This window comes from Pseudomonas sp. GW821-FHT09A09, assembly GCF_059418405.1.
The window spans coordinates 1-15,313 of record NZ_JBWKPU010000066.1 but is presented as its reverse complement, the minus strand read 5'-3'; the positions used below and the strand labels follow the sequence as shown (position 1 = coordinate 15,313).

Here is a 15,313-nt window from a genome sequence, read left to right as displayed (position 1 = left end):
CCCCCCCCCCCCCCCCCCCCCCCCCCCCCCCCCCCCCCCCCCCCCCCCCCCCCCCCCCCCCCCCCCGGGCTCCTACGGGTCGTGTGATCAAATTAAAAAGTAGTCGCGGCCTTCGACCTGGCCCCGGCGCAGCGGGTTCCGGGTGCAGTAAGGCGCGTAGCCCGCATCGACAAAGCGGTACATCAGCTGTTCATCGCGCCCGCTCGGGATGCCCAGGCGGGTGGTCTGGATGATCTGGCTCGGGGTCTGGCCCACGTCTTCAACGTAGAGCAACTCCTGGTCGAAGCGCTTGGTGTCCCACATCGGCACTTTCAACCCCAGCGCCTTGCACAGCAGGGTCTGGCCGGCACACAGCTTCTGCGACGGGCGCGGGCTGCCGTTGGCATCGGGGTTGTTCAGCAGCATCTGCGCCAAACTGGCCGGGCCGGACGTTTCATCGACCCACGGATACGCCGACTTGATCAGCACGGCGTTGCCCGGGCCCTGGGCGCTGAAGTTCAGCGAGTCGCCGCCACGGGCGTAGTACATATAGATATGACCGCCATCCAGAAACAAAGCCTTACGCTTTTCTGTGTAGCCGAGGGAAGCGTGGCTGCCTTTTTCGGCCAGGTAATACGCTTCGGTTTCAATAATTCGCGCCGAAAGCCAGAGATCGCCTACGCGATGGCGGACGATTTTTCCGAGCAGATCCTGGGCGAGCAATTGCGCGTCGCGGTCGAAGAAGCTGTCGGGCAGGGCGCTAGCGGGCAGTCGGGGGGTAAAACTGGACATGGCGGTCTGGGGTTAATACGGCTAAATGTGACGGAATCATAACAACTCCCACCTTAATTACCGCTGAAGCCCAGGTTTTTACAGTTCATTTCGACCATCCGCCCCTCACCGCTGTCAGTCGAGCGGCGTCACAGCTATAATCTGCCGCTTTCCTCCCTGCCAAGACTCCCTGACCATGACTGAGTCCGTTCTTGACTACATGACCCGCCTGGGTCGCGCTGCCCGTCAGGCCTCGCGGTTGATCGCCCGTGCGAGCACCGCGCAGAAGAACCGCGCCCTGCTGGCGGCCGCCGACGCTCTGGATGCTTCGCGCTCCGAGCTTGCCGCCGCCAACGAGCAAGACCTGGCCAACGGCCGCGCCAATGGCCTCGAGCCAGCCCTGCTGGACCGCCTGGCGCTGACCCCGGCACGTATCGACGACATGATCGAAGGCCTGCGTCAGGTGGCCAAGCTGCCTGACCCCATCGGTGAAATCCGCGATATGCGCTACCTGCCGTCCGGCATCCAAGTGGGCAAGATGCGCGTGCCCCTGGGCGTGATCGGCATCATCTACGAGTCGCGCCCGAACGTGACCATCGACGCCGCGAGCCTGTGCCTCAAGTCCGGCAATGCCACCATCCTGCGTGGCGGTTCCGAAGCCATTAATTCCAACCGTGCCATTGCCGCGTGCATTCAGCAGGGCCTGGCCGTGGCCGAACTGCCGGCCGAAGTAGTGCAAGTGGTCGAGACCACTGACCGTGCCGCCGTTGGCGCGCTGATCACCATGCCGGAATTCGTCGACGTGATCGTGCCGCGCGGTGGCAAGAGTCTGATCGAGCGCGTCAGCCGTGATGCCAAGGTGCCGGTGATCAAGCACCTGGACGGCGTGTGCCACGTGTATATCGACATCGCTGCCGATATCGACAAGGCCATCCGCATCGCCGACAACGCCAAGACTCACCGCTACGCCCCGTGCAACACCATGGAAACCCTGCTGGTGCACGCAGGCATTGCCGAGCGCGTGTTGCCTCCATTGGCGGCTATCTACCGCGACAAGGGCGTGGAGCTGCGCGGCTGTGAGCGCACCCGTGCGCTGTTGGGCGCGGACGTGATCGAAGCCACCGAACTGGACTGGTACACCGAATACACGGCGCCGATCCTGTCGATCAAGCTAGTCGACGACCTGGACGAGGCCATCGAGCACATCAACACCTACGGCTCCAAGCACACCGACGCTATTGTTTCCGAGCATTTCAGCGATGCCCGGCGTTTCCTCAACGAAGTGGATTCTGCCTCGGTGATGATCAACGCCTCGACGCGCTTTGCCGACGGCTTCGAGTACGGCCTGGGGGCGGAGATCGGTATCTCCACCGACAAGCTGCACGCACGCGGCCCGGTGGGTCTGGAAGGCCTGACCAGCGAGAAGTACGTGGTGTTCGGCGACGGTCATGTGCGCACTTGATGGGTAAACGCATCGGGCTGCTCGGCGGTACTTTCGACCCCGTGCACATTGGCCATTTGCGCAGTGCCCTGGAAGTCGCGGATGCCCTCGCGCTGGATGAGTTGCGGGTGATGCCCAACGCCCGGCCACCGCACCGCGATACCCCGCAGGTGTCGCCGCAGCAGCGCCTGGAAATGGTGCGCCTGGCAGTGGACGGCATTGCGCCGTTGGTGGTGGACGACCACGAGCTCAAGCGTGATAAACCGTCCTACACTGTCGATACCCTGGAAGTGATGCGCGCTGAAATGGCCGCGGATGACCAGTTGTTTCTGCTTTTGGGCTGGGACGCATTTTGCGGCCTGCCCTCTTGGCATCGCTGGGAGGAACTCCTCCAGCATTGCCACATCCTGGTTTTGCAACGCCCGGATGCCGACAGCGAACCGCCGGATGCCTTGCGCAACCTGCTGGCCGCGCGGTCGGTAAGTGACCCCTTGGCCCTGACCGGGCCGAACGGGAATATTGCATTCGTCTGGCAGACCCCGCTTGCGGTGTCCGCCACCCAGATCCGTCAACTGCTGGCCAGCGGGAAGTCGGTACGTTTCCTGGTGCCTGACGCGGTCCTGGCCTACATCGATGCGCACGGGCTTTACCGTGCGTCGAACTGAAAAGGCGCGCTTGAACGTACGTACAGTCGTACAGCGAGCGCCCGAACATACGAGCAAAACGAGTTTTATATGACGAACAAAGACGTAAGCAAAGTTAAGCGCAAAGGCACGTTCAAAAGCGCCCCGCTGCCAGTTGAAGCCCACACCGGCCCTGAGCTGGCGGGCGAAGAGCTGGTAAAAGTGGCCGTGGCTGCCCTGGAAGACGTGAAAGCCCAGGACATCCAGGTGCTGGACGTGCGCGACAAGCAGAGCATCACCGACTACATGATCATCGCCACCGGTACCTCGAACCGTCAGATCGGCGCGATGCTGGACAAAGTCCGCGAGGCCGTCAAAGCCCAAGGCGTGAAGCCGCTGGGTGAAGAAGGCAAGGGCGACAGCGACTGGGTGCTGCTGGACATGGACGACGTGATCGTTCACATGATGACTTCCAACGCTCGCCAGTTCTACGACCTGGAGCGTCTGTGGAAAGGCGCCGAGCAGAGCCGTGCCGCCGATGGCAAGCACCACAGCCCGGAAGTGGGCCACGCGCACTTCGACAAGCTGAACAAAGACCAGGAATAAGGAACGGCTGTGCGCCTGCGTCTGATTGCTGTCGGTTCACGCATGCCCAAGTGGGTGGAAGAAGGTTGGCACGAGTACGCCAAGCGTCTGCCCGCTGAGCTGTCTCTTGAACTGGTAGAGATACCGCTCAACACCCGGGGCAAGAATGCCGATGTGGCGCGCTTTATCCGTCAGGAAGGCGAAGCCATGTTGGCCAAGGTCGGCCCCAACGAGCGCATCGTCACCCTAGAAGTGCACGGCAAACCCTGGAGCACCGAGCAGTTGGCGGTGGAACTGGACCGCTGGCGCCTGGACTCGCGCACGGTCAACTTCATGGTCGGCGGCCCCGAAGGGCTGGCGCCGGAAGTCTGTGCGCGGGCGGACCAGCGCTGGTCGCTGTCGGCGCTCACGCTGCCGCACCCGCTGGTACGCATCCTGATCGGTGAACAGCTGTATCGCGCCTGGACAGTTCTGTCTGGGCACCCTTATCACAAATAATCTGCGCCCCTCCCGATGACCCAGCCGATCCGCATCAAGGACCACGAGAAAGACGCACGTCTTGTACGCGCGCGCGTGGTGTTTGGCGCAATCCTGGTGGTGGCCTTGTTGGGCGTGCTGATTGCGCGCCTGTATTTCCTGCAGGTGATCCAGTACGACTATCACTCCACGCTGTCGGAGAACAACCGGGTGCACGTGCAGCCGATTCCGCCGACGCGCGGGCTGATCTTCGACCGCAATGGCGTGGTGGTCGCGGACAACCGGCCGAGCTTCAGCCTGAGCATGACCCGCGAGCGATCCGGCGACTGGCAGCAGATCCTCGATGTGATCGTCGAAGTGCTCCAACTGACGCCGGAAGACCGGGTGATCTTCGAGAAGCGCATGAAGCAGGGGCGCCGGCCGTTCGAGCCGGTGCCGATCCTGTTTGAGCTGACTGAAGAGCAGATCGCGCGCATCGCGGTGAACCAGTTCCGCCTGCCCGGTGTTGAGGTGGTGGCGCAGTTGGTGCGGCATTACCCGCAAGGGCCGCACTTTGCCCACTCCGTCGGCTACATGGGGCGGATCAACGAGAAAGAGCTGAAGACCCTCGATCCGGTCAACTACAGCGGCACCCACCATATCGGCAAGACCGGTATCGAGCGCTTCTACGAGCCCGAGCTGCACGGCCAGGTGGGTTACGAGGAAGTCGAGACCAACGCCCGTGGCCGCGTGCTGCGGGTGCTCAAGCGCACCGACCCGGTGCCGGGCAAGGACATCGTGCTGAGCCTGGACATCAAGCTGCAGGAAGCCGCGGAAATGGCCCTGGGTGGTCGGCGGGGTGCGGTAGTGGCGCTGGACCCGACCACGGGCGAAGTATTGGCCATGGTCAGCCAGCCGAGTTTCGACCCCAACCTGTTCGTGACCGGCATCAGCTTCAAGGCGTACGCCGAGCTGCGTGATTCCATCGACCGGCCGCTGTTCAACCGCGTGCTGCGCGGCCTGTACCCGCCCGGCTCGACGATCAAGCCTGCGGTGGCGATTGCCGGCCTGGATGCGGGCGTGGTCACGGCCTCCAGCCGGGTGTTCGACCCGGGCTACTACATGCTGCCCAACTACGACCACAAATACCGTAACTGGAACCGCACCGGTGACGGCTATGTCGACCTGGACACCGCGATCATGCGCTCCAACGACACCTATTTTTACGACCTGGCCCACAAGCTTGGGATCGATCGCCTATCTGCCTACATGGGCAAGTTTGGCCTCGGCCAGAAAGTCTCCCTGGACATGTTCGAAGAATCCCCTGGCTTGATGCCATCGCGGGAATGGAAACGGGCAACCCGCCGCCAGGCGTGGTTCCCGGGTGAAACCCTGATCCTCGGGATCGGCCAGGGTTACATGCAGGCCACACCGTTGCAGCTGGCTCAAGCGACTGCGCTGGTGGCGAACAAGGGCATCTGGAACCGCCCGCACCTGGCCAAGACCATCGAAGGCGAGAAGCCGGTGGACGAGAACCCGATTGCCGACATCGTGCTGCGTGACCCGTCCGACTGGACCAAGGTCAACCACGGCATGCAGCAGGTGATGCACGGCGCCCGGGGCACCGCGCGCAAGGCGGCCGTCGGTGCGCAATACCGTATTGCCGGCAAGAGTGGTACGGCCCAGGTGGTCGCGATCAAGCAAGGCGAGAAATATGACCGCTCCAAGGTTCAGGAGCGCCACCGTGACCACGCCTTGTTTGTCGGCTTCGCGCCGGCCGACGACCCGAAGATCGTGGTGGCGGTGATGGTCGAGAACGGCGAGTCCGGCTCCGGCGTCGCGGCGCCTGTGGTGCGTCAAGTGATGGACGCCTGGCTGTTGGCCGACGACGGCAGGCTCAAACCCGAATATGGCGGCCCCCCTTCAAGCACCGAGGTTACGGCCCGTGAAGAGTAATTTTGACCGCATCCTCTCCAGCGAGGACGTGATGCGTCGCCGTGCGACGCTGCTGCAGCGCATGCACATTGATGGCCCGTTGCTGATCCTGCTGCTGACCCTGGCGGCCGGCAGCCTGTTCGTGCTGTATTCGGCCAGCGGCAAGAACTGGGACCTGCTGATCAAGCAAGCGTCGTCGTTCGGCCTGGGCCTGTTGTCGATGGTGGTGATCGCCCAGCTGGAGCCGCGTTTCATGGCGCGCTGGGTGCCGCTGGGCTACGTGGCTGGCGTGTTGCTGCTGGTGGTGGTGGACGTGATGGGCCACAACGCCATGGGTGCGACCCGCTGGATCAACATCCCGGGGGTGATTCGCTTCCAGCCGTCGGAATTCATGAAGATTTTAATGCCGGCGACTATCGCATGGTACCTGTCCAAGCGCACCTTGCCGCCACAGCTCAAGCACGTGGGTATCAGCCTGATCCTGATCGGCGTGCCGTTCATTCTGATCGTGCGCCAGCCGGACCTCGGGACTTCTTTGCTGATCCTCGCGGGCGGCGCGTTCGTGCTGTTCATGGGCGGTTTGCGCTGGCGCTGGATCCTCAGCGTGCTGGCCGCCGCCGTGCCAGTGGCCGTGGCGATGTGGTTCTTCTTTATGCACGACTACCAGAAGCAACGGATCCTCACGTTCCTCGACCCGGAGAGCGACCCGCTGGGCACAGGCTGGAACATCATCCAGTCGAAGGCGGCGATCGGTTCCGGCGGCGTATTTGGTAAAGGCTGGCTGCTGGGTACCCAGTCGCACCTGGACTTCCTGCCGGAAAGCCACACCGACTTCATCATTGCGGTGATGGGCGAAGAGTTCGGCCTGGTGGGCATTTGCGCGTTGTTGTTGATTTATTTGCTGCTGATCGGTCGCGGGCTGGTGATCACTGCCCAGGCGCAGACGCTGTTCGGCAAGTTGCTGGCGGGCAGCCTGACCATGACCTTTTTTGTTTATGTTTTCGTCAACATCGGTATGGTCAGTGGCCTGCTGCCGGTGGTTGGGGTGCCGTTGCCATTCATTAGCTACGGCGGAACTTCGCTGGTGACATTGCTGTCAGCGTTTGGGGTTTTGATGTCGATTCATACGCATCGCAAATGGATCGCACAGGTTTGAATAAGGTGAAGATGTCAATGCAAGTAATGCGCGGCTGGGCGACTCGGCATGCGTCCTGGATGGGCCTGATCGGGCTGCTGGGCGCGACGCAAGAGGCGCAGGCCGGTGACTACGACGGCTCACCTCAGGTCGCCGAATTTGTCGGTGAAATGACCCGCGACTACGGTTTTGCCGGTGAGCAGCTGATGGGCGTGTTCCGTGAAGCCCAGAAGAAGCAGGCGATTCTCGACGCCATCTCACGCCCCGCCGAGCGGGTCAAGCAGTGGAAAGAATACCGCCCGATGTTCCTCACCGACGCCCGTGTGGCGCGGGGTGTGGACTTCTGGCGCCAGCACGAAGCCGTGCTGGCCCGCGCCGAGCAGGAATACGGCGTGCCGGCCCAGGTCATCGTCGCCATCATCGGTATCGAAACCTTCTACGGGCGCAACACCGGCAGCTACCGGGTGATCGACGCCTTGTCGACCCTGGGCTTCGATTACCCGCCGCGTGCCGAGTTTTTCCGCAAGGAACTGCGTGAATTCCTGCTGCTGGCCCGCGAAGAACAGGTCGACCCGCTGACCCTCAAGGGTTCCTACGCCGGGGCGATGGGCTTGCCGCAGTTCATGCCGAGCAGCTTCCGTGCCTATGCCGTGGACTTTGACGGTGACGGCCACATCAATATCTGGAGCAACCCCGACGACGCCATTGGCAGCGTGGCCAGCTACTTCAAGCGCCATGGCTGGGTGGCCGGTGAACCGGTGGTGATCCGCGCCGAGGTGTCCGGGGAGCGCGCCGACGAAGGCCTGACCCAGGGCATCGAGCCGGCCAAGACGGTCGGGGAGTTGCGGGCGCTGGGCTGGTCGAGTCAGAATGCGCCACGCGATGACATGCCGGTGACGGCATTCCGCCTTGAAGGCGAAAACGGCCCGGAATACTGGATGGGCCTGAAGAATTTCTACGCAATCACGCGTTATAACCGCAGTGTGATGTACGCCATGGCCGTGCATCAGCTGTCAGACATGCTGGTCCAAGCACGGGGCAACAAGTAATGCGGGTATCGCCGATCAAACAACCGCTCAAGCTGGTGGCGTTCGCCGCGTTGTCCCTGCTGGTCGTCAGTTGCTCCACCAGCCGTGGTCCGGCGCAGAAGTCCGGCGGTACGGCCATCCGTTCCCAGCCGGGCCTGGACATCAACCGCGCGCACAAAGACGGCGCGCCGTGGTGGGACGTGGATGTCTCGAAGATCCCGGACGCCACGCCAACCCTGCACACCGGCGCCTACAAGGCCAACCCGTACACCGTGCTGGGCAAGACCTATTTCCCGCTGCAAGACTCCAAGACCTATGTCCAGTCGGGCACGGCGTCCTGGTATGGCACCAAGTTCCATGGCCAGAACACCGCCAACGGCGAAGTGTATGACCTGTACGGCATGAGCGCGGCCCACAAGACCCTGCCACTGCCCAGCTATGTACGGGTGACCAACCTGGACAACAACCGCACGGTGATCCTGCGGGTCAACGACCGTGGGCCGTTCTATTCGGACCGCATCATTGACTTGTCCTACGCGGCCGCGAAGAAACTCGGTTACGCCGAAACCGGCACGGCGCGCGTGAAAGTCGAAGGTATCGACCCGGCGCAGTACTGGGCCCAGCGTGGCAAGCCGGCGCCGTTGATGCTCAACGAACCGCAAACCCCGCAGCCGCAAGTGACGGCGTCGGCAGGCAAGATCGAACAGTGGACCCCACCACCAGCGCAGCACGCGCCGGATACGGTGGTCGTGCCCCAGGCAGCGCCGGGCGCCTCCATGGCCGGTGGGCAATACCTGCAGGTCGGCGCTTTCGCCAACCCGGACGCGGCAGAACTGTTAAGGTCCAAGCTCAGCGGCATGGTCAATGCGCCGGTGTTTATCAGTTCCATCGTGCGTAACCAGCAGACCCTGCACCGCGTACGCATGGGCCCGATCGGCTCGCCAAGCGAGGTTGCACAAGTGCAGAACAGCGTGCGCCTGGCCAACCTGGGGCAACCCAGTGTGGTCACCGCAGAATAAGCAGTAGACGGATTGATGGCTCGGGCGCGCATGCGGGCCCGGACCTTGGTTGTTGGCTCGTTGAACAATAAAAACCCAGGGGCAAGGGGTGAGCGGGCAACCGAACACGTGACAGTCTGGAAGCGGGCTGTCTGAATAGTTTTGCCCGCGAGGGCAAGTTTCCATAAGCAATTTCGAGAGACGGATGAACATCACCACCTTAGCCAAACGCACGTGCCTGCTTCTTTCGCTGATCATCACCCCGGCCGCCTGGGCGGTTGAAATGGTGCCGGCTTCCCCGCAACTGGCCGCCAAGGCCTGGGTCCTCATGGATGCCGCCAGCGGCAACGTGCTGGTCGAGAACAACGGTGACCAGCGCCTGCCCCCTGCCAGCCTGACCAAACTGATGACGGCCTACATCGCGACCCTGGAAATCCGTCGCGGCCAGATCGGCGAGAACGACCCGGTCACCGTCAGCGAAAACGCCTGGCGCACCGGCGGTTCGCGGATGTTCATCAAGGTAGGTTCGCAGGTGACGGTGAGTGACCTGCTGCACGGCATCATCATTCAGTCGGGTAACGACGCCAGCGTGGCTCTGTCCGAGCACATCGCCGGCAGCGAAGACGCGTTCGCCGACATGATGAACAAAACCGTGGCCGACCTGGGCATGACCAACAGCCACTTCATGAACCCGACCGGCCTGCCGAACCCAGAGCACTACTCGTCGGCTCACGATATGGCGATCCTGGCCCGCGCGATCATCCGTGTCGACCCGGTGCACTACGCCATTTACTCCCAGAAGGAGTTCTTCTGGAACAACATCAAGCAGCCTAACCGCAACCTGTTGCTGTGGCGTGACAAGACCGTCGACGGTCTGAAAACCGGCCACACCGAAGAAGCCGGCTACTGCATGGTGTCGTCCGCTGTACGTGATGGCCAGCGCCTGATTGCCGTGGTCTTCGGCACCAACAGCGAGCAGGCCCGTGCGGCCGAGACGCAAAAACTGCTGACCTACGGTTTCCGTTTCTTCGAAACCCAGACCTTCTACCAGAAGGGCACCGAGCTGGCGCAGGCACCGGTATGGAAGGGCGCAACCCACCAGGTCAAAGCCGGCCTGGCGGAAGACCTGACCCTGACCATGCCTAAAGGCCAGCTGAAAAAGCTCGCTGCCAGCATGACCATGAACCCGCAGCTGGTTGCGCCAATCGCCAAGGGCGACGTGATCGGCAAGGTCGAAGTCAAACTGGACGACAAAGTGGTGCACAGCGCCGACCTGATCGCCCTGGACGCTGTCGACGAAGGTGGTATCTTCCGCCGCGTGTGGGATAGCATCCGTCTATTCTTCTACAGCTTGTTCAACTGATAGTGTGCACCTGCAAAGCCCCGTGTTGATCCGACACGGGGCTTTGCCCGTCGCCACGGCTTACGCTTACGAGGCCGTTACGCCATGACCGATAAAGAAGTAGAAGTAAAGGCGCCGAAGATCGAATTCCCAGTGACGGATTATCCCGTCAAGGTGATCAGCGATACCGGCGTGGGCCGCAAGGACAAGATTCTCGAGATCGTGCGCAAATACGCGACGATCAACGACAACCGCGTGGACGAGCGTCAAAGCTCCACCGGCAAATACACCACGATCCAGTTGCACATCGTTGCGACGGATCAGGACCAGCTCTACAACATCAACAGCGAACTGCGGGCCACTGGTTTCGTGCACATGGTGTTGTGATGTCTCATGTCCTGGGCTTTCGCGAGCTCGGCCGGATGGACTACGAGCCCGTCTGGCACGCCATGCAACGGTTCACCAACGAGCGCGGCACCTCGGCTCCCGATGAGATCTGGCTGGTGGAACACCCGCCGGTGTTCACCCAGGGCCAGGCCGGCAAGGCCGAACACCTGCTGCTGCCGGGAGATATTCCGGTGGTGCAGGTCGACCGAGGTGGCCAAGTGACTTACCATGGGCCCGGCCAACTGGTGGCGTACCTGCTGCTGGATGTGCGCAAGCTGGGGTTTGGCGTGCGTGATCTGGTCACCCGCATGGAGGCCTGCCTGATCGAGCTGCTGGCCAGCTACGGCGTGACCGCTGCGGCCAAGCCCGATGCCCCGGGTGTGTATGTGGACGGCGCGAAAATCGCCTCCCTGGGGCTGCGTATCCGCCATGGTTGTTCCTTTCACGGCCTGGCCCTGAACGTGGACATGGACCTGGCGCCGTTCCGGCGGATCAACCCGTGCGGCTATGCCGGACTGGCCATGACCCAACTGAGCGAGCACGCCACACCGATTAAATTTGCCGAGGTTAGTGCCCGGCTGCGTGCGCAGCTCGTCAAACACCTCGACTATGCTGAGCAGACGACCCTTACGGGCGGAATCGACTGATTATGACTACTGATGCAGTGCAAACCATGATCCCGACGGTGGACGTTACAGACCGTCCGGCCCCGGCCCCGCGTGCCAAGGTGGAAGCCGGCGTCAAGCTGCGCGGCGCCGAGAAGGTTGCACGCATCCCGGTGAAGATCATTCCGACCACCGAACTGCCGAAGAAGCCCGACTGGATCCGCGTGCGCATCCCGGTTTCGCCGGAAGTCGACCGTATCAAGGCCCTGCTGCGGAAGCACAAGCTGCACAGTGTGTGCGAAGAAGCGTCCTGCCCGAACCTGGGCGAGTGCTTCTCCGGCGGCACCGCCACCTTCATGATCATGGGTGATATCTGCACCCGTCGTTGCCCGTTCTGCGACGTCGGCCACGGCCGTCCGAAGCCACTGGACGTCAACGAGCCGGAAAGCCTGGCCATCGCCATCGCCGACCTGCGTCTCAAGTACGTGGTGATCACCTCGGTAGACCGCGACGACCTGCGTGACGGCGGTGCCCAGCACTTTGCCGACTGCATCCGTGAGATCCGCAAGCTGTCGCCGAACGTGATGCTCGAAACCCTGGTGCCGGACTACCGTGGCCGTATGGACGTGGCGCTGGAAATCACCGCCGCCGAGCCGCCGGATGTGTTCAACCACAACCTGGAAACCGTGCCACGCCTGTACAAGGCTGCGCGCCCGGGTTCGGACTACCAGTGGTCGTTGACCCTGCTGCAGAAGTTCAAGCAGATGATGCCTCACGTTCCAACCAAGTCCGGCTTGATGCTGGGCCTGGGCGAGACCGACGAGGAAGTCATCGAAGTCATGAAGCGCATGCGCGAACACGACATCGACATGCTGACCCTGGGCCAGTACCTGCAGCCGTCCCGCAGCCACTTGCCGGTGCAGCGTTTCGTGCACCCGGACACCTTCGCCTGGTTCGCCGAGGAAGGTTACAAGATGGGCTTCAAGAACGTGGCCTCGGGCCCGCTGGTGCGCTCCTCGTACCACGCTGACGAGCAGGCCAAGCTGGTCAAGGCGAGCCTGGTTTCTTAATACAGACTTGGGTATCACCGCTGATCCAATGTGGGAGCGGGCTTGTGTGGGAGCTGGCTTGCCTGCGATAGCATCACCTCGGTGCACCAGATACACCGAGGTGCCGGCATCGCAGGCAAGCCAGCTCCCACACAAGCCAGCTCCCACAGTTCGTTTTGCGACATAACCAGGGAGAACATGGATGACCACTCAACTCGCGGCCGCCGTACCCGCGTTGCGCTCTGAAGGCACCATCGCCCTGATCGCCCCCGCTGGCCCCGCCGCACTGGACGTCGACAAAGCCAACCAATGGATGCGTTCCCGTGGCTACGCGCTGCGCATCTTCCCGGGTGTCCATGAAAGCGACGGCTACCTCGCCGGCAGCGATGACGTCCGCCTGCGTGACCTGCACGCCGCCTTCGCCGACCCCGATATCGATGCCATCTTCTGCCTGCGCGGTGGCTACGGCACACCGCGCCTGCTGGATCGCCTGGACTTCGACCTGTTGCGCGCCAATCCCAAGCCCTTCGTGGGGTACAGCGATCTCACCGCCGTGCACCTGGCCATCAGCCGCTACGCAGGCTTTGTGACGTTCCACGGGCCGATGTTCAAAGTCGACCTGTTGGGCGACAAGCAACAACCGACCGAGTCATCACTGTTCAGCCTGCTGCGCGGCCAATTGGGCGCTGGCAGTGAGCTGGCGCACCCGGTGGCCTACCCGTTGACCACTGTCGAGCCTGGCATCGCCTGTGGGCGCTTGCTGGGGGGCAACCTGTCGATGATCGCGGCAGTCATGGGCACCGCCTTTGAGATCGATGCAGAGGGCATCATCCTGCTGATCGAAGACGTCAACGAGCCGATCTATCGGATCGACCGGCTGCTCACTCACTTACGGTTGGCGGGCAAGCTGGATCAGGTGGCGGGTGTACTGGTGGGGGATGTGGCGGGAGTAGGCAGTGCCGCGCTGGAGCGACTGCTCAAGCAGACCTTTGGGCCGTTGCGCATTCCAGTGCTGGCCGGCTGGCGCAGTGGGCATTGTGATCCGAACCTGACCTTGCCGATGGGCGCTTTGGTGCGCCTGGATGCGGGGGAGCAGCGGTTGGTGTTGGAGCAGGATGTGGTCTTTAAATAATTGCTGCCTGTGATGGCCTCTTCGCGAGCAAGCCCGCTCCCACATTCGACCGCATTCCAAAGGATGTTCACGGTTAAATGTGGGAGCTGGCTTGCCTGCGATAGCGGTAGCCGCCATAAGCAGCTCTAGCGGTTTTGCAGGGATTCGAGCAGCTTCACCGTCGGATACCCATCCGCCGGCCAACCCAGTGCTTGCTGCGCCGCACGAATCGCCTTGCGCGTATTCGCACCGATAATCCCGTCCGGGTTGCCGGCGTCATAGCCTTTCGCACTCAGCGCTGTTTGCAGATCGATACGCTGGGAGCGACTCAGCGGCAATTCATCCTTCGGCCAATCCCCACGAATCACACCGCCGCCACCAAACCGTTCCGACAACAACCCAACCGCCAGGGCGTAGGACGACGAGTTGTTGTACTTGAGGATCGCGCGGAAGTTATCCAGCACCAGGAAGGCCGGCCCACGGTAGCCAGCCGGCAGTAGCAGTGCAGCAGAGAGCTGGCTGACGTTCGGCGGCAGGCTCGCGCCAGGCGGCAATTGAATGCCCAGGCTCAGCCACTCGGCGACGGTCTTGCGCACGCCGCCATCGGCTAATGCGTAGTCGAAATTCGACGGCAGTTGCTTGACCTCGAAACCCCACGGCTGGCCCTTCTGCCAGCCGGAGCTTTGCAGGTAGTGCGCGGTGGAGGCGAGGGCGTCGGCCGGGCTGTTCCAGATATCGCGGCGACCGTCGCCATCGAAGTCCACGGCGTGAGTGTTATAGGTGGTCGGGATAAATTGGGTCTGGCCCATGGCGCCGGCCCAGGAGCCTTTCATCTGGTCGGCCTGGATGTCGCCGTGCTGGATGATCTGCAGCGCTGCCAGCAACTGAGCCTGGGCGAATGCCGGGCGCCGGCCTTCGTAGGCCAGGGTCGCCAGGGAGCGGATCACTGAGTTGTTGCCCTGGAACTGGCCGAAGTTGCTTTCCATGCCCCACACCGACACCAGTGCCTGGCGATCGACGCCGTAACGCTGTTCGATGCTTTGCAGGATGTCGGCGTATTTGATCAGCAGGGCCTGGCCATTGCGCACGCGTACCGGCGACAGGGCGCCGTCGAGGTATTCCCACACCGGGCGAGAAAACTCGGGTTGGCTGCGGTCGGCGCGAATCACCGCCATGTCGGGTGTGATACCGGCGAAGGCGTTATCGAAGACGGCAGGTGTGATGCCAGCCTTCAGGGCTTCAACGCGAAAGCCCGCCTGCCATTCGGCAAAGGTCTGGGTCGGTTGGATGTCGAGATTGTCCACGGCTACGGGAGGCACGACAGCGGGGGCAACAGCCGGTGCGGTCTGGAGCTTGGGCAGGGGTTGAGCGTCGGCGGCGGTGGGTTTTTCCGCGCAGGCGACGAGCAGAATAAGGCTGGAGGCAGCGATCAATTGGCGAAGGTGCCAACGACGGGAAAGACTAGAGGGCATGCACAGGTCCAGGGATTACAAATCAGGTGCAGACCTTATCATGCCGGAGGGGCGCTTGCCTTCAGGCAGCCAGAAAGTAAGAAGCCTCCCAGCTTTTAGACTGGAAGGCTTCGCGGCGGTAGCTGCCTTTGCCCTTGCCGGCGCGTTCCTGACGGCTGCGGAACAGTGGCTGGGCGATGATGGATTTGGCCTTGTTCGGGCCATGCTTGGATGGCTTTTTGCTCATGGTCGGTACTCTCTGGGTGGGGTGGAGCGGTGCAAATCATCTGCCGAAGTTGGGCGGCTGTAAAGGCTGGCACCTCTCAGAAATTGTAAATGCGCTCAAAATGTGGGAGCTGGCTTGCCTGCGATAGCGGTGGGCCAGCTTGCATCTCTGCGACTGATACACCGCTATCG

General features: G+C 62.5%; 16 protein-coding genes. 13 read left to right on the top strand and 3 right to left on the bottom strand.

Translation table 11 applies throughout. The features are described 5' to 3' along the window. Nucleotides 1-87: 87 nt before the first annotated feature. Nucleotides 88-771: a DNA-3-methyladenine glycosylase gene (locus tag AC07OV_RS30060; RefSeq protein ID WP_494998352.1), complete on the bottom strand. Its 684-nt coding sequence runs from the start codon at nucleotides 769-771 to the stop codon at nucleotides 88-90. Nucleotides 772-946: 175 nt separating this feature from the next. Here AC07OV_RS30060 and AC07OV_RS30055 point away from each other — a divergent pair, with 175 nt between their 5' ends. The 13 genes from AC07OV_RS30055 (at nucleotide 947) to AC07OV_RS29995 (ending at nucleotide 13,466) form a co-directional block, all read left to right on the top strand. Next, nucleotides 947-2,212 (top strand): glutamate-5-semialdehyde dehydrogenase, encoded by a 1,266-nt coding sequence (locus AC07OV_RS30055; protein ID WP_494998351.1) that lies wholly within the window; start codon nucleotides 947-949, stop codon nucleotides 2,210-2,212. After that, the gene (gene nadD / locus AC07OV_RS30050) at nucleotides 2,212-2,856 is read left to right on the top strand and encodes a nicotinate-nucleotide adenylyltransferase (protein WP_176998534.1); all 645 of its coding nucleotides are present in this window, start codon (nucleotides 2,212-2,214) and stop codon (nucleotides 2,854-2,856) included. The genes AC07OV_RS30055 and nadD overlap by 1 nt, the downstream gene beginning before the upstream one ends. A gap of 69 nt (nucleotides 2,857-2,925) precedes the next feature. Next, a complete protein-coding gene (gene rsfS, locus AC07OV_RS30045; protein WP_010206793.1) occupies nucleotides 2,926-3,420 on the top strand; it encodes a ribosome silencing factor in 495 nt (164 codons plus the stop codon). Between the two features lie 9 nt (nucleotides 3,421-3,429). Continuing rightward, complete coding sequence (gene rlmH / locus AC07OV_RS30040) at nucleotides 3,430-3,897, top strand: 23S rRNA (pseudouridine(1915)-N(3))-methyltransferase RlmH (RefSeq protein WP_003176297.1); 468 nt, start codon at nucleotides 3,430-3,432, stop codon at nucleotides 3,895-3,897. A gap of 15 nt (nucleotides 3,898-3,912) precedes the next feature. Beyond that, nucleotides 3,913-5,811 carry a penicillin-binding protein 2 gene (gene mrdA, locus AC07OV_RS30035; protein WP_176998533.1) on the top strand — a complete coding sequence of 633 codons (1,899 nt, stop codon included), beginning with the start codon at nucleotides 3,913-3,915 and terminating at the stop codon, nucleotides 5,809-5,811. Between the two features lie 31 nt (nucleotides 5,812-5,842). Continuing rightward, on the top strand, nucleotides 5,843-6,946 hold the full coding sequence (gene rodA / locus AC07OV_RS30030; protein ID WP_050442794.1) for a rod shape-determining protein RodA: 1,104 nt from the start codon (nucleotides 5,843-5,845) through the stop codon (nucleotides 6,944-6,946). A 17-nt stretch (nucleotides 6,947-6,963) separates the two neighbouring features. Continuing rightward, the gene (mltB, locus tag AC07OV_RS30025; protein ID WP_176998532.1) at nucleotides 6,964-7,974 is read left to right on the top strand and encodes a lytic murein transglycosylase B; all 1,011 of its coding nucleotides are present in this window, start codon (nucleotides 6,964-6,966) and stop codon (nucleotides 7,972-7,974) included. Continuing rightward, entirely contained in the window at nucleotides 7,974-8,972 is a 999-nt protein-coding gene (locus AC07OV_RS30020; RefSeq protein ID WP_176998531.1) for a septal ring lytic transglycosylase RlpA family protein, read from the top strand. The genes mltB and AC07OV_RS30020 overlap by 1 nt, the downstream gene beginning before the upstream one ends. A 184-nt stretch (nucleotides 8,973-9,156) precedes the next feature. After that, complete coding sequence (locus AC07OV_RS30015; protein WP_176998530.1) at nucleotides 9,157-10,314, top strand: D-alanyl-D-alanine carboxypeptidase family protein; 1,158 nt, start codon at nucleotides 9,157-9,159, stop codon at nucleotides 10,312-10,314. Between the two features lie 84 nt (nucleotides 10,315-10,398). After that, entirely contained in the window at nucleotides 10,399-10,680 is a 282-nt protein-coding gene (locus tag AC07OV_RS30010; protein WP_025858241.1) for a DUF493 domain-containing protein, read from the top strand. Next, complete coding sequence (lipB, locus tag AC07OV_RS30005; RefSeq protein WP_176998529.1) at nucleotides 10,680-11,327, top strand: lipoyl(octanoyl) transferase LipB; 648 nt, start codon at nucleotides 10,680-10,682, stop codon at nucleotides 11,325-11,327. Before AC07OV_RS30010 ends, lipB begins: the two co-directional genes overlap by 1 nt. Before the next feature lie 26 nt (nucleotides 11,328-11,353). Further along, nucleotides 11,354-12,355: a lipoyl synthase gene (gene lipA / locus AC07OV_RS30000; protein WP_176998559.1), complete on the top strand. Its 1,002-nt coding sequence runs from the start codon at nucleotides 11,354-11,356 to the stop codon at nucleotides 12,353-12,355. Between the two features lie 181 nt (nucleotides 12,356-12,536). Further along, nucleotides 12,537-13,466, top strand: coding sequence for a S66 peptidase family protein (locus AC07OV_RS29995; protein ID WP_494998350.1), 930 nt, complete (start codon nucleotides 12,537-12,539; stop codon nucleotides 13,464-13,466). Nucleotides 13,467-13,591: 125 nt separating this feature from the next. Here AC07OV_RS29995 and AC07OV_RS29990 read toward each other — a convergent pair whose 3' ends face one another. Further along, on the bottom strand, nucleotides 13,592-14,917 hold the full coding sequence (locus AC07OV_RS29990) for a lytic murein transglycosylase (protein ID WP_495093572.1): 1,326 nt from the start codon (nucleotides 14,915-14,917) through the stop codon (nucleotides 13,592-13,594). A gap of 61 nt (nucleotides 14,918-14,978) precedes the next feature. Then, entirely contained in the window at nucleotides 14,979-15,143 is a 165-nt protein-coding gene (gene arfA / locus AC07OV_RS29985; protein ID WP_071489899.1) for an alternative ribosome rescue factor ArfA, read from the bottom strand. Nucleotides 15,144-15,313: the final 170 nt, after the last annotated feature.

Bases quoted from the DNA above. Each gene is read 5' to 3' on its own strand.
- AC07OV_RS30060 (WP_494998352.1), bottom strand. From the start codon at position 771: ATGTCCAGTTTTACCCCCCGACTGCCCGCTAGCGCCCTGCCCGACAGC.
- AC07OV_RS30055 (WP_494998351.1), top strand. From the start codon at position 947: ATGACTGAGTCCGTTCTTGACTACATGACCCGCCTGGGTCGCGCTGCC.
- nadD (WP_176998534.1), top strand. From the start codon at position 2,212: ATGGGTAAACGCATCGGGCTGCTCGGCGGTACTTTCGACCCCGTGCAC.
- rsfS (WP_010206793.1), top strand. From the start codon at position 2,926: ATGACGAACAAAGACGTAAGCAAAGTTAAGCGCAAAGGCACGTTCAAA.
- mrdA (WP_176998533.1), top strand. From the start codon at position 3,913: ATGACCCAGCCGATCCGCATCAAGGACCACGAGAAAGACGCACGTCTT.
- rodA (WP_050442794.1), top strand. From the start codon at position 5,843: ATGCGTCGCCGTGCGACGCTGCTGCAGCGCATGCACATTGATGGCCCG.
- mltB (WP_176998532.1), top strand. From the start codon at position 6,964: ATGCAAGTAATGCGCGGCTGGGCGACTCGGCATGCGTCCTGGATGGGC.
- AC07OV_RS30020 (WP_176998531.1), top strand. From the start codon at position 7,974: ATGCGGGTATCGCCGATCAAACAACCGCTCAAGCTGGTGGCGTTCGCC.
- AC07OV_RS30015 (WP_176998530.1), top strand. From the start codon at position 9,157: ATGAACATCACCACCTTAGCCAAACGCACGTGCCTGCTTCTTTCGCTG.
- AC07OV_RS30010 (WP_025858241.1), top strand. From the start codon at position 10,399: ATGACCGATAAAGAAGTAGAAGTAAAGGCGCCGAAGATCGAATTCCCA.
- lipB (WP_176998529.1), top strand. From the start codon at position 10,680: ATGTCTCATGTCCTGGGCTTTCGCGAGCTCGGCCGGATGGACTACGAG.
- lipA (WP_176998559.1), top strand. From the start codon at position 11,354: ATGATCCCGACGGTGGACGTTACAGACCGTCCGGCCCCGGCCCCGCGT.
- AC07OV_RS29995 (WP_494998350.1), top strand. From the start codon at position 12,537: ATGACCACTCAACTCGCGGCCGCCGTACCCGCGTTGCGCTCTGAAGGC.
- AC07OV_RS29990 (WP_495093572.1), bottom strand. From the start codon at position 14,917: ATGCCCTCTAGTCTTTCCCGTCGTTGGCACCTTCGCCAATTGATCGCT.
- arfA (WP_071489899.1), bottom strand. From the start codon at position 15,143: ATGAGCAAAAAGCCATCCAAGCATGGCCCGAACAAGGCCAAATCCATC.